Source organism: Actinokineospora lacus (assembly GCF_053813445.1).
The window spans coordinates 101,666-117,194 of record NZ_JBQERA010000002.1; the positions used below are offsets into that span (position 1 = coordinate 101,666).

15 protein-coding genes are annotated in these 15,529 nt (G+C 73.1%); 10 read left to right on the forward strand and 5 right to left on the reverse strand.

Features of this window, described 5'->3' with window-relative positions; translation table 11 throughout:
* Nucleotides 1-265: 265 nt before the first annotated feature.
* From ACTG9Q_RS05045 to ACTG9Q_RS05070, 6 genes are read left to right on the forward strand one after another with little or no spacing between them, the layout of a single operon-like run.
* The gene (locus tag ACTG9Q_RS05045) at nucleotides 266-730 is read left to right on the forward strand and encodes a hypothetical protein (protein WP_455571421.1); all 465 of its coding nucleotides are present in this window, start codon (nucleotides 266-268) and stop codon (nucleotides 728-730) included.
* 35 nt (nucleotides 731-765) lie between these two features.
* A complete protein-coding gene (locus ACTG9Q_RS05050) occupies nucleotides 766-1,830 on the forward strand; it encodes an MBL fold metallo-hydrolase (protein ID WP_455571422.1) in 1,065 nt (354 codons plus the stop codon).
* 18 nt (nucleotides 1,831-1,848) lie between these two features.
* The gene (locus tag ACTG9Q_RS05055; RefSeq protein WP_455571423.1) at nucleotides 1,849-2,382 is read left to right on the forward strand and encodes a GNAT family N-acetyltransferase; all 534 of its coding nucleotides are present in this window, start codon (nucleotides 1,849-1,851) and stop codon (nucleotides 2,380-2,382) included.
* A gap of 5 nt (nucleotides 2,383-2,387) precedes the next feature.
* On the forward strand, nucleotides 2,388-3,062 hold the full coding sequence (locus ACTG9Q_RS05060) for a histidine phosphatase family protein (RefSeq protein WP_455571424.1): 675 nt from the start codon (nucleotides 2,388-2,390) through the stop codon (nucleotides 3,060-3,062).
* A 41-nt stretch (nucleotides 3,063-3,103) separates the two neighbouring features.
* Complete coding sequence (locus tag ACTG9Q_RS05065; protein ID WP_455571425.1) at nucleotides 3,104-3,541, forward strand: SRPBCC family protein; 438 nt, start codon at nucleotides 3,104-3,106, stop codon at nucleotides 3,539-3,541.
* Between the two features lie 44 nt (nucleotides 3,542-3,585).
* The gene (locus ACTG9Q_RS05070; protein ID WP_455571426.1) at nucleotides 3,586-4,068 is read left to right on the forward strand and encodes a hypothetical protein; all 483 of its coding nucleotides are present in this window, start codon (nucleotides 3,586-3,588) and stop codon (nucleotides 4,066-4,068) included.
* Here the strand turns inward: ACTG9Q_RS05070 and treZ are convergent.
* From treZ to ACTG9Q_RS05090, 4 genes are all read right to left on the reverse strand, one after another.
* Complete coding sequence (gene treZ, locus ACTG9Q_RS05075) at nucleotides 4,043-5,767, reverse strand: malto-oligosyltrehalose trehalohydrolase (protein ID WP_455571427.1); 1,725 nt, start codon at nucleotides 5,765-5,767, stop codon at nucleotides 4,043-4,045. The genes ACTG9Q_RS05070 and treZ overlap by 26 nt on opposite strands.
* A complete protein-coding gene (gene treY / locus ACTG9Q_RS05080) occupies nucleotides 5,767-8,001 on the reverse strand; it encodes a malto-oligosyltrehalose synthase (RefSeq protein ID WP_455571428.1) in 2,235 nt (744 codons plus the stop codon). The genes treZ and treY overlap by 1 nt, the downstream gene beginning before the upstream one ends.
* Entirely contained in the window at nucleotides 7,998-10,118 is a 2,121-nt protein-coding gene (gene glgX, locus ACTG9Q_RS05085) for a glycogen debranching protein GlgX (protein ID WP_455571429.1), read from the reverse strand. Before glgX ends, treY begins: the two co-directional genes overlap by 4 nt.
* A gap of 96 nt (nucleotides 10,119-10,214) precedes the next feature.
* Nucleotides 10,215-11,081, reverse strand: a complete 867-nt coding sequence (locus ACTG9Q_RS05090) for a serine/threonine-protein kinase (RefSeq protein ID WP_455571430.1) — start codon at nucleotides 11,079-11,081, stop codon at nucleotides 10,215-10,217.
* Nucleotides 11,082-11,232: 151 nt separating this feature from the next.
* On the opposite strand from ACTG9Q_RS05090, the gene ACTG9Q_RS05095 reads away from it, so the two are divergent.
* The 3 genes from ACTG9Q_RS05095 to ACTG9Q_RS05105 are packed head-to-tail and all read left to right on the forward strand — an operon-like array spanning nucleotide 11,233 to nucleotide 13,932.
* Nucleotides 11,233-11,772 carry a hypothetical protein gene (locus ACTG9Q_RS05095; protein WP_455571431.1) on the forward strand — a complete coding sequence of 180 codons (540 nt, stop codon included), beginning with the start codon at nucleotides 11,233-11,235 and terminating at the stop codon, nucleotides 11,770-11,772.
* Between the two features lie 28 nt (nucleotides 11,773-11,800).
* Nucleotides 11,801-13,033, forward strand: coding sequence for a cupin domain-containing protein (locus tag ACTG9Q_RS05100; RefSeq protein ID WP_455571432.1), 1,233 nt, complete (start codon nucleotides 11,801-11,803; stop codon nucleotides 13,031-13,033).
* The gene (locus tag ACTG9Q_RS05105; RefSeq protein ID WP_455571433.1) at nucleotides 13,030-13,932 is read left to right on the forward strand and encodes a sucrase ferredoxin; all 903 of its coding nucleotides are present in this window, start codon (nucleotides 13,030-13,032) and stop codon (nucleotides 13,930-13,932) included. Before ACTG9Q_RS05100 ends, ACTG9Q_RS05105 begins: the two co-directional genes overlap by 4 nt.
* A gap of 204 nt (nucleotides 13,933-14,136) precedes the next feature.
* Here ACTG9Q_RS05105 and ACTG9Q_RS05110 read toward each other — a convergent pair whose 3' ends face one another.
* On the reverse strand, nucleotides 14,137-15,105 hold the full coding sequence (locus tag ACTG9Q_RS05110) for a DUF2867 domain-containing protein (protein ID WP_455571434.1): 969 nt from the start codon (nucleotides 15,103-15,105) through the stop codon (nucleotides 14,137-14,139).
* 24 nt (nucleotides 15,106-15,129) lie between these two features.
* On the opposite strand from ACTG9Q_RS05110, the gene cutA reads away from it, so the two are divergent.
* Complete coding sequence (gene cutA / locus ACTG9Q_RS05115; protein WP_455571435.1) at nucleotides 15,130-15,444, forward strand: divalent-cation tolerance protein CutA; 315 nt, start codon at nucleotides 15,130-15,132, stop codon at nucleotides 15,442-15,444.
* Nucleotides 15,445-15,529: the final 85 nt, after the last annotated feature.

Here is a 15,529-nt window from a genome sequence, read left to right on the forward strand (position 1 = left end):
CCTTCGGTGGGGACGCGAGGGCGACCGCGCAGGGGCGATCGAGGTGATGAACCGCGAGAATAGCCACCCTTCCGGGTGAGAATTCACCGGGGTGGGTACGTGTTGTCGCCACTTACTGGCGGCAACTTCGAGATGATGCCTGTGTGTCATCGGCCCGAAGTGCTCGCCTTCACCCTATCGGGTGAGGTAAACAAGAGACATAGCACACTGTGTCGTCGCGTTCGAGTCCCGCGAGCCTGACGACACTGGCCGATCGGGTGATGACATGACCCAGCCCTGCGAGCAGTCAGGTGACACCGTCGACGCCGATCTCGGCGAGGTCGACGATCTCCTGCGAGCCGTCGTGGCCGACGGATTCACCGTGTACCTCTGCGGCGGAAGACAGCAGCCCGAGGCGATCGTGGCCACCTACACCTGGGAGAACCACGTCGACATGGTGGTCATCAAGGACCGCCACGACGTCGCGGCCGCCCGCGCCCGCCAGAGCGAGAACTGGGACGTCTTCTCCCCGTCCACGGTCATCTGGTCCTACCACGGCCACGCCCGGTGGACGCTGCGCGCGATCCTCGACCTGCGCCACCCTGAGCACCCCGACGCCCCCGACAACGAGCACGCCGCCCCCGCCGGGCTGTTCGTGCCCGAGGAGTTCCTGCGCACGGTCTCGGTCCGCACGCCGCGCCCCGGCCTGGTCGCCCGGCGCGCGATGCGGCTGCGGCTCGCCGCGGGCTGAGAGCGGCCACAGCATCCCGGGGGCAGGATCGGGGTATGACCCGATTCCTGATCGGCCTGCTCGCCGCCCTGGCCGCTTGGGCGCTGCGGGACCTGCCCGCCCAGCTCGGCGGCCGGGCGCGGCCGGAGCGGCTGACCCGCTCCCCGCAGTACCGCGACGGCGCGTTCCACAACCGCGCCGTGACCTCCTCGGCGCCCGCTGAGGGCGGCGACCTCATCCGCGAGCTGCTGTTCGGCAAGCAGCGGCGCAAGCCCCTGGGGCCGGTCCCGCTGGTGCGGCCCGGCCCGCCGGTCGGCGAGGGCGCGCACCTGACCTGGTACGGCCACTCCAGCACGCTGGTCGAGCTCGACGGCGCGCTGGTGCTGCTCGACCCGGTGTGGAGCAGGCGCGTCTCCCCGGTCTCCTTCGCCGGGCCCCGGCGGCTGCACGAGCCCCCCGCGCCGCTGTCGTCCCTCCCGCCGCTCGACGCGGTGGTGATCTCCCACGACCACTACGACCACCTCGACATGGCGACGGTCCGGGAACTGGTGCGGACCCAGTCCGCGCCGTTCGTCGTGCCGCTCGGGGTCGGCGCGCACCTGCGGCGCTGGCGGGTGCCCGCCGACCGGATCATCGAGCTGGACTGGGCGGAGTCGGCCGTCGTCGGCGGCGTGCGGATCGTGTCCACCCCGGCGCAGCACTTCTCCGGACGCGCGTTGCGCCGTGACGGGACGCTGTGGACGTCGTTCGCCCTCATCGGACCCGCCCACCGCGTGTTCTACAGCGGTGACTCCGGCTACTTCCCGGGCTACGCCGAGATCGGCGCCGAACACGGCCCGTTCGACGCGACCCTGGTGCAGGTCGGGGCGTACCACCGGGGGTGGCCGGACATCCACATGACACCGGAGGAGGGCGTGGCCACGCACGTGGACGTGCGCGGCGGGCTGCTGGTGCCGGTGCACTGGGGCACCTTCGCCCTCGCGCCGCACGCCTGGACCGAGCCGGTGGACCGGCTGTGGGCCGAGGCGAAGGCCCGCGGGGTCGCCGTGGCCGTCCCGCGCCCCGGGGAACGCGTCGACGTGGCCGCACCGCCCGCCGTGGAGCCTTGGTGGCAGCTGTGAAGACATAAGGTGGCGGACGTGCACTTCCGCGCCGCCGCCATTGACGACATCCCCGCCCTGGTCGCCCTCGTCGAATCCGCCTACCGCGGCGACGCCAGCCGGGCTGGGTGGACCACCGAGGCCGACTACCTCGACGGCCAGCGCACCGACGCCACCGAGATCGCCACGCTGATCGCCGCGCCGAAGAGCCTGCTGCTGATGGCGCACGACGGTGCTCGGCTCGTCGCCTGCTGCCACCTGTCCTTCGAGGACGGGTACTTCGGCATGTTCGCCGTCGTCCCCGGCCTGCAGGGCGGCGGCGTCGGCAAGGCCGTGCTCGCCGAGGCCGAACGGCGCGCCCGCGACACCGGTCTGGGCGAGCTGCGGATGAAGGTGATCAACCGCCGCGCCGACCTGATCGCCTGGTACGAGCGCCGCGGCTACACCCGCTCCGGCGAGGAGACCGCCTTCCCCTACGGCGACGAACGCTTCGGCACGCCGCTGACCGAGGGGCTGGCGTTCGTGACCCTGATCAAGTCCCTTGACTTGCCGCGGGGTCAAGCGATGGGGTGACCGCCGTGGCCAAGCAGTACCGCCAGCAGCGGTTCGAGCCGCCCCCCGGGGCGACGGAGTTGATCCTGGTCCGGCACGGCGAGTCCGCGCCCGCGGTCGAGGGCGCGGCGTTCGCCCTGGTCGACGGCCAGGGCGACCCGCCCCTGGCCCCCGACGGCGTGGCCCAGGCGGACCGCGTCGCCGCCCGCCTGGTCGACGCGGGCATCGACGCCGTCTACGTGACGAACCTGCGGCGGACGGCCGAGACCGCCGAGCCACTGCTGAGCAAGCTGGGCCTGGGCGCCTCAGTGGAGCCCGACCTGCGCGAGGTCCACCTGGGCGAGTGGGAAGGCGGGCTGTTCCGCCAGAAGGTGGCCGCGGGCGACCCCGTCGCCCTGCGCCTGCGCGCCGAGCAGCGCTGGGACGTCATCCCCGGCGCCGAGCCGGACGAGGTCTTCTGCGCGCGGGTGCGGGCGGGCATCCAGCGCCTGCACGCCGACAACCCGGGCCGCCGACTCGCCGTGTTCACCCACAGCGGGGTCATCGGCTGCGCCCTCTCCCTGGCCACCGGCAGCTCCCGCCTCGCCTTCGCCCGCGCCGACAACGGCTCCGTCAGCAGGCTGGTGGTCGACGGTCCTCTCTGGCACGTCCGCTCCTTCAACGACACCGCCCACCTGACCCCCGACCTGGTGGGGCGCTGAGCCGGGTGGTCCACGGCGTTACCGGCGAGTAGGGTTCGGGCATGCGCCAGGTTTCCGCGACTCGGGTTGTGAACGCGCCCCCCGCCGCGATCTTCGATCTGCTGGTCGACCCCGCCAAGCACCCGCTGATCGACGGGTCCGGCACCGTGCGCGCGGCGCTCGGGGCGCCGGGGCGGCGGCTGGAGCTGGGCGACCGCTTCGGCATGGACATGAAGCTGGGGCTGCCCTACAAGATCCGCAACACCGTGGTCGAGTTCGAGGAGGACCGGCTCATCGCGTGGCGGCACTTCTACGGGCACCGGTGGCGCTGGCAGCTCGCCGACCTCGGCGACGGGCGCACCGAGGTGACCGAGACCTTCGACTGGTCCACCGCCCGGGTCGGGCGGCTCCTCGAGCTGGTCAAGTTCCCCGCCAAGAACCTCAACGGCATCCGCGCCAGCCTGGAGCGCCTGGCGGCGATGTTCCCCGCGAGCAGGTAAAAGCTCGTCCGGCGGGGCGGCGTGGCCGGTGTCACCATCGATTCATGACACCCGAACCCGACCCGCCCACCAGGCGACACGACCCCGTGCCCCCGCCGGTCGACCCCGCCTACGGCGATCCCGCTTACCGCGATCCCGCCTACGGCGACCCCCGCCAAGAGGTCGTGCACGAACGGACCGAGGACACCTACGCCAGTCGCGTGCGCACCGTGCGCGTGGTCAACTCGATCATCACCTTCATCACCACGCTGTTCGCGGTGGTGCTGGCCACCCACATCATCCTGGTGCTCGCCGAGGCCAACCCGGAGAACGGGTTCGCCTCCTTCATCGGCGGCTTCGCGGGCGGGGTGTCGCTGGGCTTCGACGGGCTGTTCACGCCCGACTCGGACAAGGCCGCCGTGCTGCTCAACTACGGCTTCGCGGCCATCGCCTGGCTGCTGATCGGGGCCGCGCTGACCTATCTGGTCCGCAAGTTCGCGATGCCGGGTCCCAACCGCACGGTCAGCTACCGCCGGACGGTGCGGTAACGATCGCGAAGGTGTCCGGCGGCAGCTCCACTCCCGCCGGACCCACTCGCGCACCCGTCGCGCCCAGCAGGACCCGCCCGGGAGCGGTGACCGGGGACGTGCCCAGGTTCACCACCACGCGCAGGGGTCCGCGGTGCAGGGTGACGACGCCGTCCACGCTGTCCACGCTGAACTGGTCCAGTCGGGGGTCGCTCAGGGCCGGGTGGGTTTTCCGCAGGGCGATCAGGGCTTTGTAGGTGTCATAGACCGCCCGGTGCTCCGGGTCGGCCAGCTCGCCCCAGCGCAGCGTGGAGTTCAGGACGGTGGTGGGGTCCATGGGGTCGGGGATCTCGGCCGCGCCCCAGCCGTGCGCGGCGAACTCGCGGCGGCGGCCGGTGCGGACCGCCTCGGCGAGGTCGGGGTCGGGGAACGACGCGAAGAACTGCCAGGGGGTGGTGGCCGCCCACTCCTCGCCCATGAACAGCATCGGGGTGTACGGCGAGCACAGCATCAGCGCGGCCCCGCACAGCGCCCGCGCGGTGGAGACCGTCGCGGTCAGCCGGTCGCCGACGGCGCGGTTGCCGATCTGGTCGTGGTTCTGCAGGCACACGACGAACCGGTGTCCCGGGGTGCTGAGCGGGTCCAGCGGACGCCCGTGCGTGCGCTCCCGGAAGGACGACCACGTCCCGGCGTGGAAGAACGCCTGCCGCAGCGTGGTGGCCAGGGCGCCGTCGAAGTCGGCGTAGTAGCCGGTGGTCTCGCCGGTCAGCGCGACGTGCAGGGCGTGGTGGACGTCGTCGCACCACTGCGCGTGCAGGCCGTAGCCGCCCGCGGCGCGCGGGCGGGTGTGCTTGGGGTCGTTGAGGTCGGACTCGGCGATCAGGCCCAGCGGCCTGCCCAGCGCGGTGGCCAGCGCCTCGGTCTCGGCGGCCAGCTCCTCCAGCAGGTGGGTGGCGCGCTCGTCGTGCAGGGCGTGCACGGCGTCCAGGCGCAGGGCGTCGACGTGGAACTCGGCGAACCAGGTCATCGCGTTGTCCAGCACGTAGCGGCGCACCTCGTCCGAGCCCGGTCCGTCGAGGTTCAGCGACGGGCCCCAGATCGTCTCGCCCTTGAAGTACGGGGCGAAGCGGTCCAGGTAGGCCCCGGACGGGCCGAGGTGGTTGTAGACGACGTCGAGCACCACGGCCAGCCCGCGGGCGTGGCAGGCGTCGACGAACCGCTTGAACGCGTCCGGCCCGCCGTAGGGCTGGTGCACCGCGCCCCACAGCACGCCGTCGTAGCCCCAGCCCTTGTCGCCGTCGAAGGCGTTGACGGGCAGCACTTCCACGAAGTCCACGCCGAGGTCGACCAGGTGGTCGAGGTGCTCGATGGCGGCGTTGAACGTGCCTTCCTCGGTGAAGGTGCCGATGTGCAGCTCGTAGATGACCGCCCCGGGCAGCGCGCGCCCGGTCCACCCCTGGTCGGTCCACGGGAACGCCCGGTGCTCGTAGCGCCGCGACGGGCCGTGCACCCCCTCGGGCTGCCAGCACGAGCGCGGGTCGGGCAGGTGCGTGTCGTCGTCATCGATCTGGAAGGCGTAGTCGGTGCCCGCGCCGGAGCCCGGGACCTCCACCTGCCACCAGCCGCCACCGGCTCGGCTCATCTCGTGCCCGGTGTCGCTGATGGCCAGGCGGACGCGCTCGGCCTTGGGCGCCCAGACGGTGAAAACCTCGGCGTCCATCACTCTCCTCGTAGCAGCAGGGCGACGGGGTAGTCGGCGAGCAGGCTCGCCAGTGACCCGTCGAAGGCGCGGCCGGTCAGCGCGTCGGTCCACGCGCCGTCGAGGTCCAGCCGGGTGTCGGCCCACGGCGGGGCGCCCACGGGCAGCCGGGTGGCCACGGCCACCAGGCCGGTGCGCTCGAAGGCGACGACGTGGTCGGCGGCGGGGCCGCGGGCGGTCACCGGGCGGTAGCCGGTGAACAGCTCGGGGCGGTCCCGCCGCAGGCGCAGCACCGTGCGCACCACGTGGAGCTTGGCCGCGCCGGTGGCGTCGACCGGGGGCCGCCAGCCCGCGTCCAGCCCGGTGAGCAGCTCGCGCCGGGCGGCGTAGTCGACCTGGCGGCGGTTGTCGGGGTCCACAAGGGACAGGTCCCACAGTTCCGTGCCCTGGTAGACGTCCGGCACGCCGGGACCGGCCAGCTGCAACAGCTTCTGGCCCAGCGCGTTGGACCAGCCCGCCTCGGTGACCCGGTCGGCGAACGCGGTCACCTCGGCCACCAGCGCCGCGTCCCCCAGCACCGCGTGGGGCCACGCCGTCAGCGCGGCTTCGAAGTCCTCGTCCTGCTCGGTCCACGTCGTGGCGACCTTGGCCTCCCTGGCGGCTTTGCGCAGGTACTCGGTGAGGCGGTCGGCGGTGATCGGCCACGCGCCCACGAGGGTCTGCCAGGCCAGCAGGTTCAGCGTCGGCTCCGGCAGGCCGTGCGCGGAGGTCCAGCGGCGGACCGCGTCGGCCCACTCCTCCGGCACCTCGGCGAGCACGGCCAGCCGGGCGCGGACGTCCTCGGAGCGCTTGGTGTCGTGAGTGGACAGCGTGGTCATCGCGGCCGGGTGCGCGGACTCCCTGCGGGCCTGGGCGGCGTGGAACTCCGCGACCGGGACGCCGAAGCGCTCGGGCGCGCCGCCGACCTCGGTCAGCGCGGCGAAGCGGGTGTAGCGGTAGAAGGCGGTGTCCTCGGTGCCCTTGGCCACGACCATCCCCGAGGTCTGCTGCAGCCGCCGGGCCAGCTCGCCCTCGGGCTCGGCGCGGACCTGGCCGTCGATGGCGTCCAGATCCCCGGCCAGGGACGGGTTCGCGGCGCGCGCGGCGGCGACGGCCGCGGCCCAGTGCCCGGCGCCGTCGGGCAGGTACGAGCGGTAGACGGGGAAGGCGACCATCAGCTCGGCGACGGCCGCGCGGGCGTCGGCCACCCCGGACACGCACGCGGCGATCCGGCGGACCTCGGTGGCCAGCGACGTGCCGGTGATCAGCCGCCTGCACTCGGTGCGCACGGCGTCGAAGTCGGTCGGGACGCCCAGGGACGCGGCCAGCTCGTCGATCGCGGGCTCGCCCGCCGGGTCGACGAACACCCCGCACACCTCGCGCAGCGCGTCGTAGCCGGTGGTGCCCGCGACCGGCCAGGCGGGCAGCGCCTCGTCGGCCTCCAGGATCTTCTCCAGCACGATCCAGCAGCCCGCCCGCTCCGCCAGCCGGGCGGCGTACCCGGCCGGGTCGGCCAGCCCGTCGGGGTGGTCGACCCGCAGGCCGACGACCTCGCCCGCGGCCACCCACCGCAGCACCTCGGCGTGGGTGGCCTCGAAGACCGCCGGGTCCTCCACCCGCACGCCCGCCAGCGTGGTGATGTCGAAGAACCGCCGGTAGTTCAGCTCCGCCGACGCGCGCCGCCAGTCCACCAGCCGGTAGTGCTGGCGCTCGTGCACCGCCGCCGCGTCCCCGCCCTCGGTGCCCGGGGCGATGGGGAACGCGTGCTCGTGGTAGCGGAGTTGACCGTCCTCAATGGACAGCTCATCGTCGTCGGAGCCGAGAACCGGGATCAGCACGGGGAAGGACTCGATGTCGAAGTGCCCGGCGTAGGCCGAGGACGGGCCGTGGGTGAGCACGTCCCACCACCACGGGTTCGCCGCGGGGACCTCGACGGACATGTGGTTGGGCACGATGTCCACCACCAGGTCCAGGCCCGCCGCGCGCAGGCGGGAGACCAGCGCCAGCCTGCCCTCCTCGCCGCCCAGCTCGGGGTTGGCCCGGCTCGGGTCCACCACGTCGTAGCCGTGCGTCGAGCCGGGCGCCGCGGCCAGGATCGGCGAGGTGTACATCGCGCCGACGCCCAGGGCGGCCAGGTAACTCGTCAAGTCGGCGGCCTCGGCGAAACCGAAGCCGGGGCGCAGCTGCAGGCGGTAGGTCGAGGACGGGACGCTCACGCCGCGGCCACCCTGCGCAGCACGATCAGCGACCGGGCGGGCAGGATCAGCGTGCCCTCACCGGGGTAGCGGTCACCGGTGGCGGGGGAGACCTCGCCGGTGGCGGTGTCGAGCACGACCTCCCACTCCGCGCCGTACTCCCCGTCGGGGGTGGTGGCCTCGATCTCCTCGTGGTGGGCGTTGAAGCACAGCAGGAACGAGTCGTCGGTGACCCGCTCGCCGCGCTGGTCGGAGTCGGGGATGCCGTCGCCGTTGAGGAAGGTCACGATGCAGCGGCCGAACCCGGACTCCCAGTCCTCATCGGTCATCTCCTGCCCGGACGGGGTGAACCAGGCGATGTCGCGCAGCTCGTCGCCGCGCCGGATCGGCCGCCCGGCGAAGAACCGGCGCCGCCGGAACACCGGGTGGGCGTGGCGCAGCGCGATCACCCCGCTGGTGAAGTCGAGCAGGTCGGCGTTGGTCTTGGTCAGCGACCAGTCCATCCACGCCAGCTCGGTGTCCTGGCAGTAGGCGTTGTTGTTGCCCTGCTGCGTGCGGCCGATCTCGTCGCCGTGCAGCAGCATCGGCACACCCTGGGACAGCATCATCGTGGCGATCATGTTGCGGCGCTGCCGGGCGCGCAGGTCGTTGACCTTCTCGTCCTCGGTCGGGCCCTCCGCCCCGCAGTTCCAGGAGCGGTTGTCGGAGTGGCCGTCGCGGTTGCCCTCGCCGTTGGCCTCGTTGTGCTTGTCGTTGTAGGACACCAGGTCGTTGAGGGTGTAGCCGTCGTGCGCGGTGACGAAGTTGATCGAGGCGAACGGGCGGCGGCCGTCGTCCTTGTAGAGGTCGGACGAGCCGGTGATGCGGGAGGCGAACTCGCCCAGCGTCGCGGGCTCGCCGCGCCAGAAGTCGCGCACGGTGTCGCGGTACTTGCCGTTCCACTCCGTCCACAGGGGAGGGAAGTTGCCGACCTGGTAGCCGCCGGGGCCGACGTCCCACGGCTCGGCGATCAGCTTGACCTGGCTGATTACCGGGTCCTGCTGGATGATGTCGAAGAACGCCGAGAGCCGGTCGACGTCGTAGAACTCGCGGGCCAGCGTGGCGGCCAGGTCGAAGCGGAAGCCGTCGACGCGCATCTCGGTCACCCAGTACCGCAGCGAGTCCATGATCAGCTGCAGGGTGTGCGGGTTGCGCGCGTTGAGCGAGTTCCCGGTGCCGGTGTAGTCGGTGTAGTAGCGGCGGTCGTCCTCTTCGAGGCGGTAGTACGCCTCGTTGTCGATACCGCGCATGGACAGCGTCGGGCCCAGGTGGTTGCCCTCGGCGGTGTGGTTGTAGACCACGTCGAGGATCACCTCGATGTCGGCCTCGTGCAGGGTGCGCACCATCGCCTTGAACTCCTGCACCTGCGCGCCTTGGGCGGTGTTGGCCGCGTAGCCGTCGTGCGGGGCGAAGAAGGCGATGGTGTTGTAGCCCCAGTAGTTGCGCAGGCCCCGCTCGGTCAGGCCGTGGTCGTGCAGGAACTGGTGCACCGGCATCAGCTCGATCGCGGTGACGCCCAGCTTCGTCAGGTGCTCGATGACCGCGGGGTGCGCCAGGCCGGAGTACGTGCCGCGCAGCTCCTCGGGCACGCCGGGGTGGGTCATCGTCAGTCCGCGCACGTGCGCCTCATAGATGACGGTCTCGTTGTACGGGTGCTTCGGCGGGCGGTCGTTGCCCCAGTCGAAGAACGGGTTGACCACCACCCCCTTGACCGTGTGCGGCGCGGAGTCGGCGTCGTTGCGCTGCTCGGGGGCGCCGAACTGGTAGCCGAAGACCGACTCGTCCCAGTCCACCGTGCCGCTGACGGCCTTGGCGTAGGGGTCGAGCAGCAGCTTGCTCGGGTTGCAGCGCAGGCCGTTCTCCGGCTCGTGCGGGCCGGTGACCCGGTAGCCGTAGCGCTGCCCGGGCAGCACGCCGGGGAGGTAGCCGTGCCAGACGTGGCCGTCGACCTCGGGCAGCCTGATCCGCTGCTCGGTGCCGTCCTCACTGATCAGACACAGGTCGACTCGGGTTGCGACTTCCGAGAAGATGGCGAAGTTGGTGCCCGCGCCGTCGTACGTGGCGCCAAGCGGGTAGGGGGTTCCAGGCCAGGGCCGCACCAAGTTCTCCTCAACACAGAAAGCTGTACTTGACCACCCTAGGGGCGCGGCGTCCCGCGCGCGGGAATCGCCACCGCGTCGGGGAGCCGCCCGAGATCAGCCCGCCACCGGCTCCAGCCGCGCGGTGGCCTGCCCGCCACGCCGCCACACCGGCCGCAGTGCCGCGCGCCTGGTGCCGAGCAGGGCCGTCGCGGCCAGGCGCTGCGCGCAGTCGGCGGCCGTCGGACGGTGGCGAGGGTCACGCGCGGTCATCGCCGCCAGCGTCGCCGTCCAGACCGGGGGCAGCCACGCGGGCAGGCGGGGCGGGCGCGAGAGCCGGGCCACCGCGGCCTCCAGGTCCGAGCCGTCGTACTCGGGGCTGCCGGTCAGGCACTCCAGCAGCACCAGGCCGAGGGAGTACACGTCCGCGGGCGGGCCGACGCTCTCGCCGCGCAGCTGCTCGGGGGCCAGGTACGCCGCGGTGCCGACGCAGTGGCCCGCGTTGGTGAGCCGGGCCGAGCCCAGCGCGCGGGCGATGCCGAAGTCGGTGAGGTAGCAGTCGCCGTCGCTGTCGAGCAGGATGTTGGCGGGCTTCATGTCCCGGTGGATGATGCCGTGCGAGTGCACGTAGGCGAGGGCGTCGGCCAGCCTGCTGCCGATGCGGGAGGTGTGGGCCAAGTCGAGGTTGCCCTGGGTGTCGAGCCTGCGGCGCAGGGTCGGGCCCTCGACGAGTTGCAGCACCAGGTACGGCGGGACGTGCGCGGGGGCCGCGTCGTACACCCGGACCAGGCCGGGGTGCGCGAGCCCGGCCAGCAGGCGGGCCTCCTCACTGGACCGTTCGGAGTGCTCGCCCGCGTGGAAGATCTTGATGGCCACGGCGCGGTTGAGGCGGATGTCGGTGGCGCGGTGGACGTCGGCCATCCCGCCCCTACCGATGACCGCGCCGAGCTCGTATCGCCCGTCGAGCAATTCGGCCGTCCCCATAGCGCCTCCCGATGTCACCTGGGAGCTACCACCCATTCGGCTGTGGCAAACGTCTCCCGGATCGGGTGGTGATTGGGCGTTCGCAGGCTTCAGTGGACCCGAACGGGGGTACCAAGGCGGTAACCACTTTCGACAGACGGGGAGGGACGCCATGTCCCTGGAAGACGACGACATCCGCAGCGGCCACATCGGCTCGGGTCCGGGCACTGCCGACCACGGCGCGACGGGGGTGCCCGGCGGCCATGACGGCGGGGCGGACGGCGGTGCCGACAGCGGTGCCGGGGGTTCCCCGGGCACGTCCGACGGCGGTGCCGATGGTGGCGCCGACAGCGGTGCCGGCCTCGCCGACCACGGGGCGTCGGGTTCGCCCGGTGGTCATGACGGTGGCGCCGATGGTGGCGCGGGCGCGGGCGCGGCCGACCACGGGGCGTCCGGTTCGCCCGGTGGGCACGATGGCGGTGCCGATGGGGGAGCGGGCGCGGCTGACCACGGGGCGTCTGGATCGCCGCGTGGTCAGGACGGCGGTGCCGACGGCGGCGCAGGCCAGGAGCTGGAGGACGGCGGTGCCGATGGGGGCGCCGATGGCGGGGCCGACAGCGGGGCGGGCCAGGGCTCGGAGTCGCTGAGGGGCTTCGGCGAGGAAGGCGGCGGCACGATCGGCGGGGGCGGGTACAACCCCGGCGGCCGCTGAGGTGACCGCGCTCCCTGGTGTCCCCGCGGTGAGGGCCGGACGGGTCGACCGTCCGGCCCTGCGGCGCTGTGTCGGGGTCGGGCCTGCGGAGTTCGCCGAGCGGGTGTGGGGGCGCGAGCCCCTGCTGAGCGCGGGCGTCTCGGACTACGCCGACCTGCTGACCCTGGCCGACGTCGACGAGCTGCTGTCCCGGCGCGGGGTGCGCACGCCGTTCATCCGGTTGGCGCGCAACGGCTCGGTGATCGGGTCGGGGCAGTTCACCGGCGGCGGCGGGGCGGGCGCGGAGATCGGCGACCAGGTGCGCGACGAGCAGGTGGCGCGGCTGTTCGCCGAGGGCGCGACCGTCGTCCTGCAAGGGCTGCACCGGATGTGGCCCGCCCTCATCGACTTCAGCACGGGTCTGGTGGCGGATTTGGGCCACCCGGTCCAGATCAACGCCTACGTCACGCCCGCGTCCTCGCAGGGGTTCAGCGCGCACTACGACGTGCACGACGTGTTCGTGCTCCAACTGGCCGGGCGCAAGCGGTGGCTGGTGCACGAGCCCGTGCACCGCGACCCGCTGCGGTCGCAGCCCTGGAACCAGCACGCCGACGCGGTGGCGGAGCGGGCGCGGGAGGCGCCGCTGATCGAGGCCACGCTGAACCCCGGCGACGCGCTCTACCTCCCGCGTGGCTACCTGCACTCGGCGCGGGCGCTGGGCGAGGTCTCGGCGCACCTGACCGTCGGGGTGCACGTGCTCACCCGGTACGCGGTGGCCGAGGCGCTGCTGGGGCTGGCCGCCGGTGACCCGGACCTGCGCGCCGCCCTGCCGCTGGGGATCGACGCCGCCGATCCGGCGCAGCTCGGCGAGCCGGTGGCGTCGACCGTGGAGGCCCTGGTGCGCGCTCTGCGTGCCGCCGACCCGGCCGACGTGGCGCGGGCGGTGCGGGAGCGGGTGTGGTCGGGGGCGCGGCCGGGGCCGCTGGCGCCGCTGGCGCAGGCCGCCGCCGCGACGACGGCGGACGTCGGCTCGGCGGTCGCCGTCCGTCCCGGGTTGCGGCACCGGGTGACCGAGTCCGGCAGTCGGGTGATCGTGGAAGTGCCGGGCGACGTCATCGACCTCCCCGGGAGCACCGCCGCGGCGGTGACCGCGCTGCTCGCCGGGCGCTGCGTCGTGGGGGACCTGCCCGGACTCTCCGACGCCGACCAGGTCGTCCTCGTGCGCAGACTGCTGCGAGAGGGAATCCTGGTGATCGTGGACGGACCCGGGACCGGCGGTTGACCCGCGAGCGCTGCGCGGACGCCCGACGCCGCCGCGGCGACCCCCTGGTGGCGACCGCGCCGCCGGTGCGGCACTGGCTGCTGGTCGAGCAGCCGGGCCCGTGGGGTCCGCAGCCGGTGCCCGATTCCGCGCTGCCCGCCGCGGTGAAGGCCGAGCTGGTGGCGCGGGCCGCGCGGGCAGGCGCCCGCCTGCTGCTCATCCGCAGGCCGGGCCGCACCGAGGCAGGGCCCCGCTTATGGGCGTACGCCGACTCGGTGACGGGCACGCTGCGGTGGACCCGCTTCACCGACCCGGCTGAGCTGATGGCACTGGACCTCACCGCGGGTGAGCCCGATCCGGAGCCGCTGTACCTGGTCTGCGCCCACGGCGGCCACGACTCCTGCTGCGCCATCCGCGGGCGCCCGGCCGCCGCCGCCCTGGCCGCCGCCCGCCCCGGCCGGGTGTGGGAGTGCTCGCACGTGGGCGGCGACCGTTTCGCGGGCAACGTCGTCGTGCTCCCGGAGGGCCTCTACTACGGCGCCGTCACCGCTGACAACGCTGCCGCCCTGGCCACCACCCATGATGCGGGCCAACTGGACCTCCTCCACCTCCGAGGCCACTCCATCCACCCCGCCCCGGTCCAGGCCGCCCAGCACTTCGCCCACCACCACACCGGCTTGCGCGCCATCAACGCCCACCCACCCCAAGCCATCCGCCGCGTAGCCCACGAAGTCTGGGACGTCACCCTGGACACCCTGACCCTCCGCGTCCGCGCCACCTTCCACCGCGCCGACACCCCCCTGACCTGCACCGCCACCGTCCCGGCCGCGGTACGCACCTTCGAACTCATCCACCTCCACGAGTCCACGCCCGGCACCCCCACACCCGGCACCCCCACACCCGGGGACCCGCGCCCATGAACCCCCCCGTCCAGCAGGGCAGCGCACCGCGAGAACCTCTCGCCTAGCCGTGCTGATCGTGCTGGGGCACCGCGAGACCTCCAAGAGGTCCGCCGTGCGGCTTTCCGCCACGCGACCTCGCAGCGCAACTGATCATTCGAAAGTTGGATCGTTGAACGATCCTCGGCTGAGGATCGGGGGATTGTTCAACGATTCTACTTCTCCTCAATCGGACGATTCGCTGGGTGTGGGCGCGTGGTCGTGGGTGCGGCGGGCCTGTTTGCGGGCCATCACTCCGAACACCACCAGGTGGATTGGGTAGACCGCCCACCAGTACAGCCAGCCGAGCAGACCCCGTGAGCGCAGGGCGCCGACCTGTTCCAGCCGCCCGCCCTCGACGCGGTAGGCCAGCCACGCCTCGCCGGTGAACCAGCGGTCGGTGTACAGCACGAGGTGGCTCTCGCCGACGTCCACCACCGTCCACCAGTCCACCGCCGCCCCCCGTGCCAACACCGCGGGCCGCTGAAGCCGCAGCTGCTCCCCGAAGAACCACCCCACGACGATCCGCAGCCGCCACGCCCACGCCAACCCGTACCAGCGCAGGCTGCCCCCCAACCCCGCCAGCTCCAGCCGCGACCCGCGCGCCGCCACCTCCGTCCGCAGCGTGTACACCCCCGCCCCCGATCCCAGGCCGAGCACCGCCAACCCGTCCCGCTGATCGTCCAACGCACCCCGGATGGCCTCGTCGACCTGGACCTCGCCGCAGGCCAGAGCCGCGCCCGACCCCGAACGCCCCCATCCCAGCACCCACCGCCGCAGCCCCCGCACCCGCGCGTACCGCCGCACGTACTCCGCGTACGTCAGCACCTCCGGCCCACCGACCACGTACTCCCCGGCGGCCCACCCCGCCGCCTCCCGCAACACCCGCTCCACTTCCGCCGAGGCCAGCGGCCGCACCAGCCTCCGCGACGCCACCGGCCACCGCTCACCCCGCGACCGCACCGCCTCGAACTCCGGCCGCCCCGCCGCCACCACGGCCGCCCGCACCTCCACCACCTCGGCCCCGCGCGAGCCCAGCTCCGCGGCCACCGACGGCCCGTCCAGCGAGTTCAGGCACACGATCCGCCCCGCCCGCGACGACACCGCGAACTCCCGCGCCTCCGACGGCGACCCCGCCGTCCAATACGACACCACGAGAGCGAGGGTACGGTCGTGCGCGTGGTCCCCGTCGTCGTCATCACCACCACCGGCACCGCAGACGCCGCCGCCAGCCTGGGCCGCGGCCTGGTCGAGCGCGGCCTGGCCGCCTGCGCCCAGATCGTCGGCCCGATCCGCAGCATCTACCGCTGGGACGGCAACCTCCACGACGACACCGAGTACCAGTGCGTCCTCAAAACCACCGACGACCGCGTCGACGCCATCACCGCCTACCTCAACGAGCACCACGACTACGACGTCCCCGAGGTGATCGCCCTACCGGTGGTCGCGGGCAGCCCGGCTTACCTGGACTGGGTCACCGAGCAGACCCACTGAGCCTGCCTACCTGTGCCCGAGGTGATCGCACCTGCCGGTGGTCGCGGGTAGCCCGCTTATCTGGGATGGGTCACCGTGCAGATCC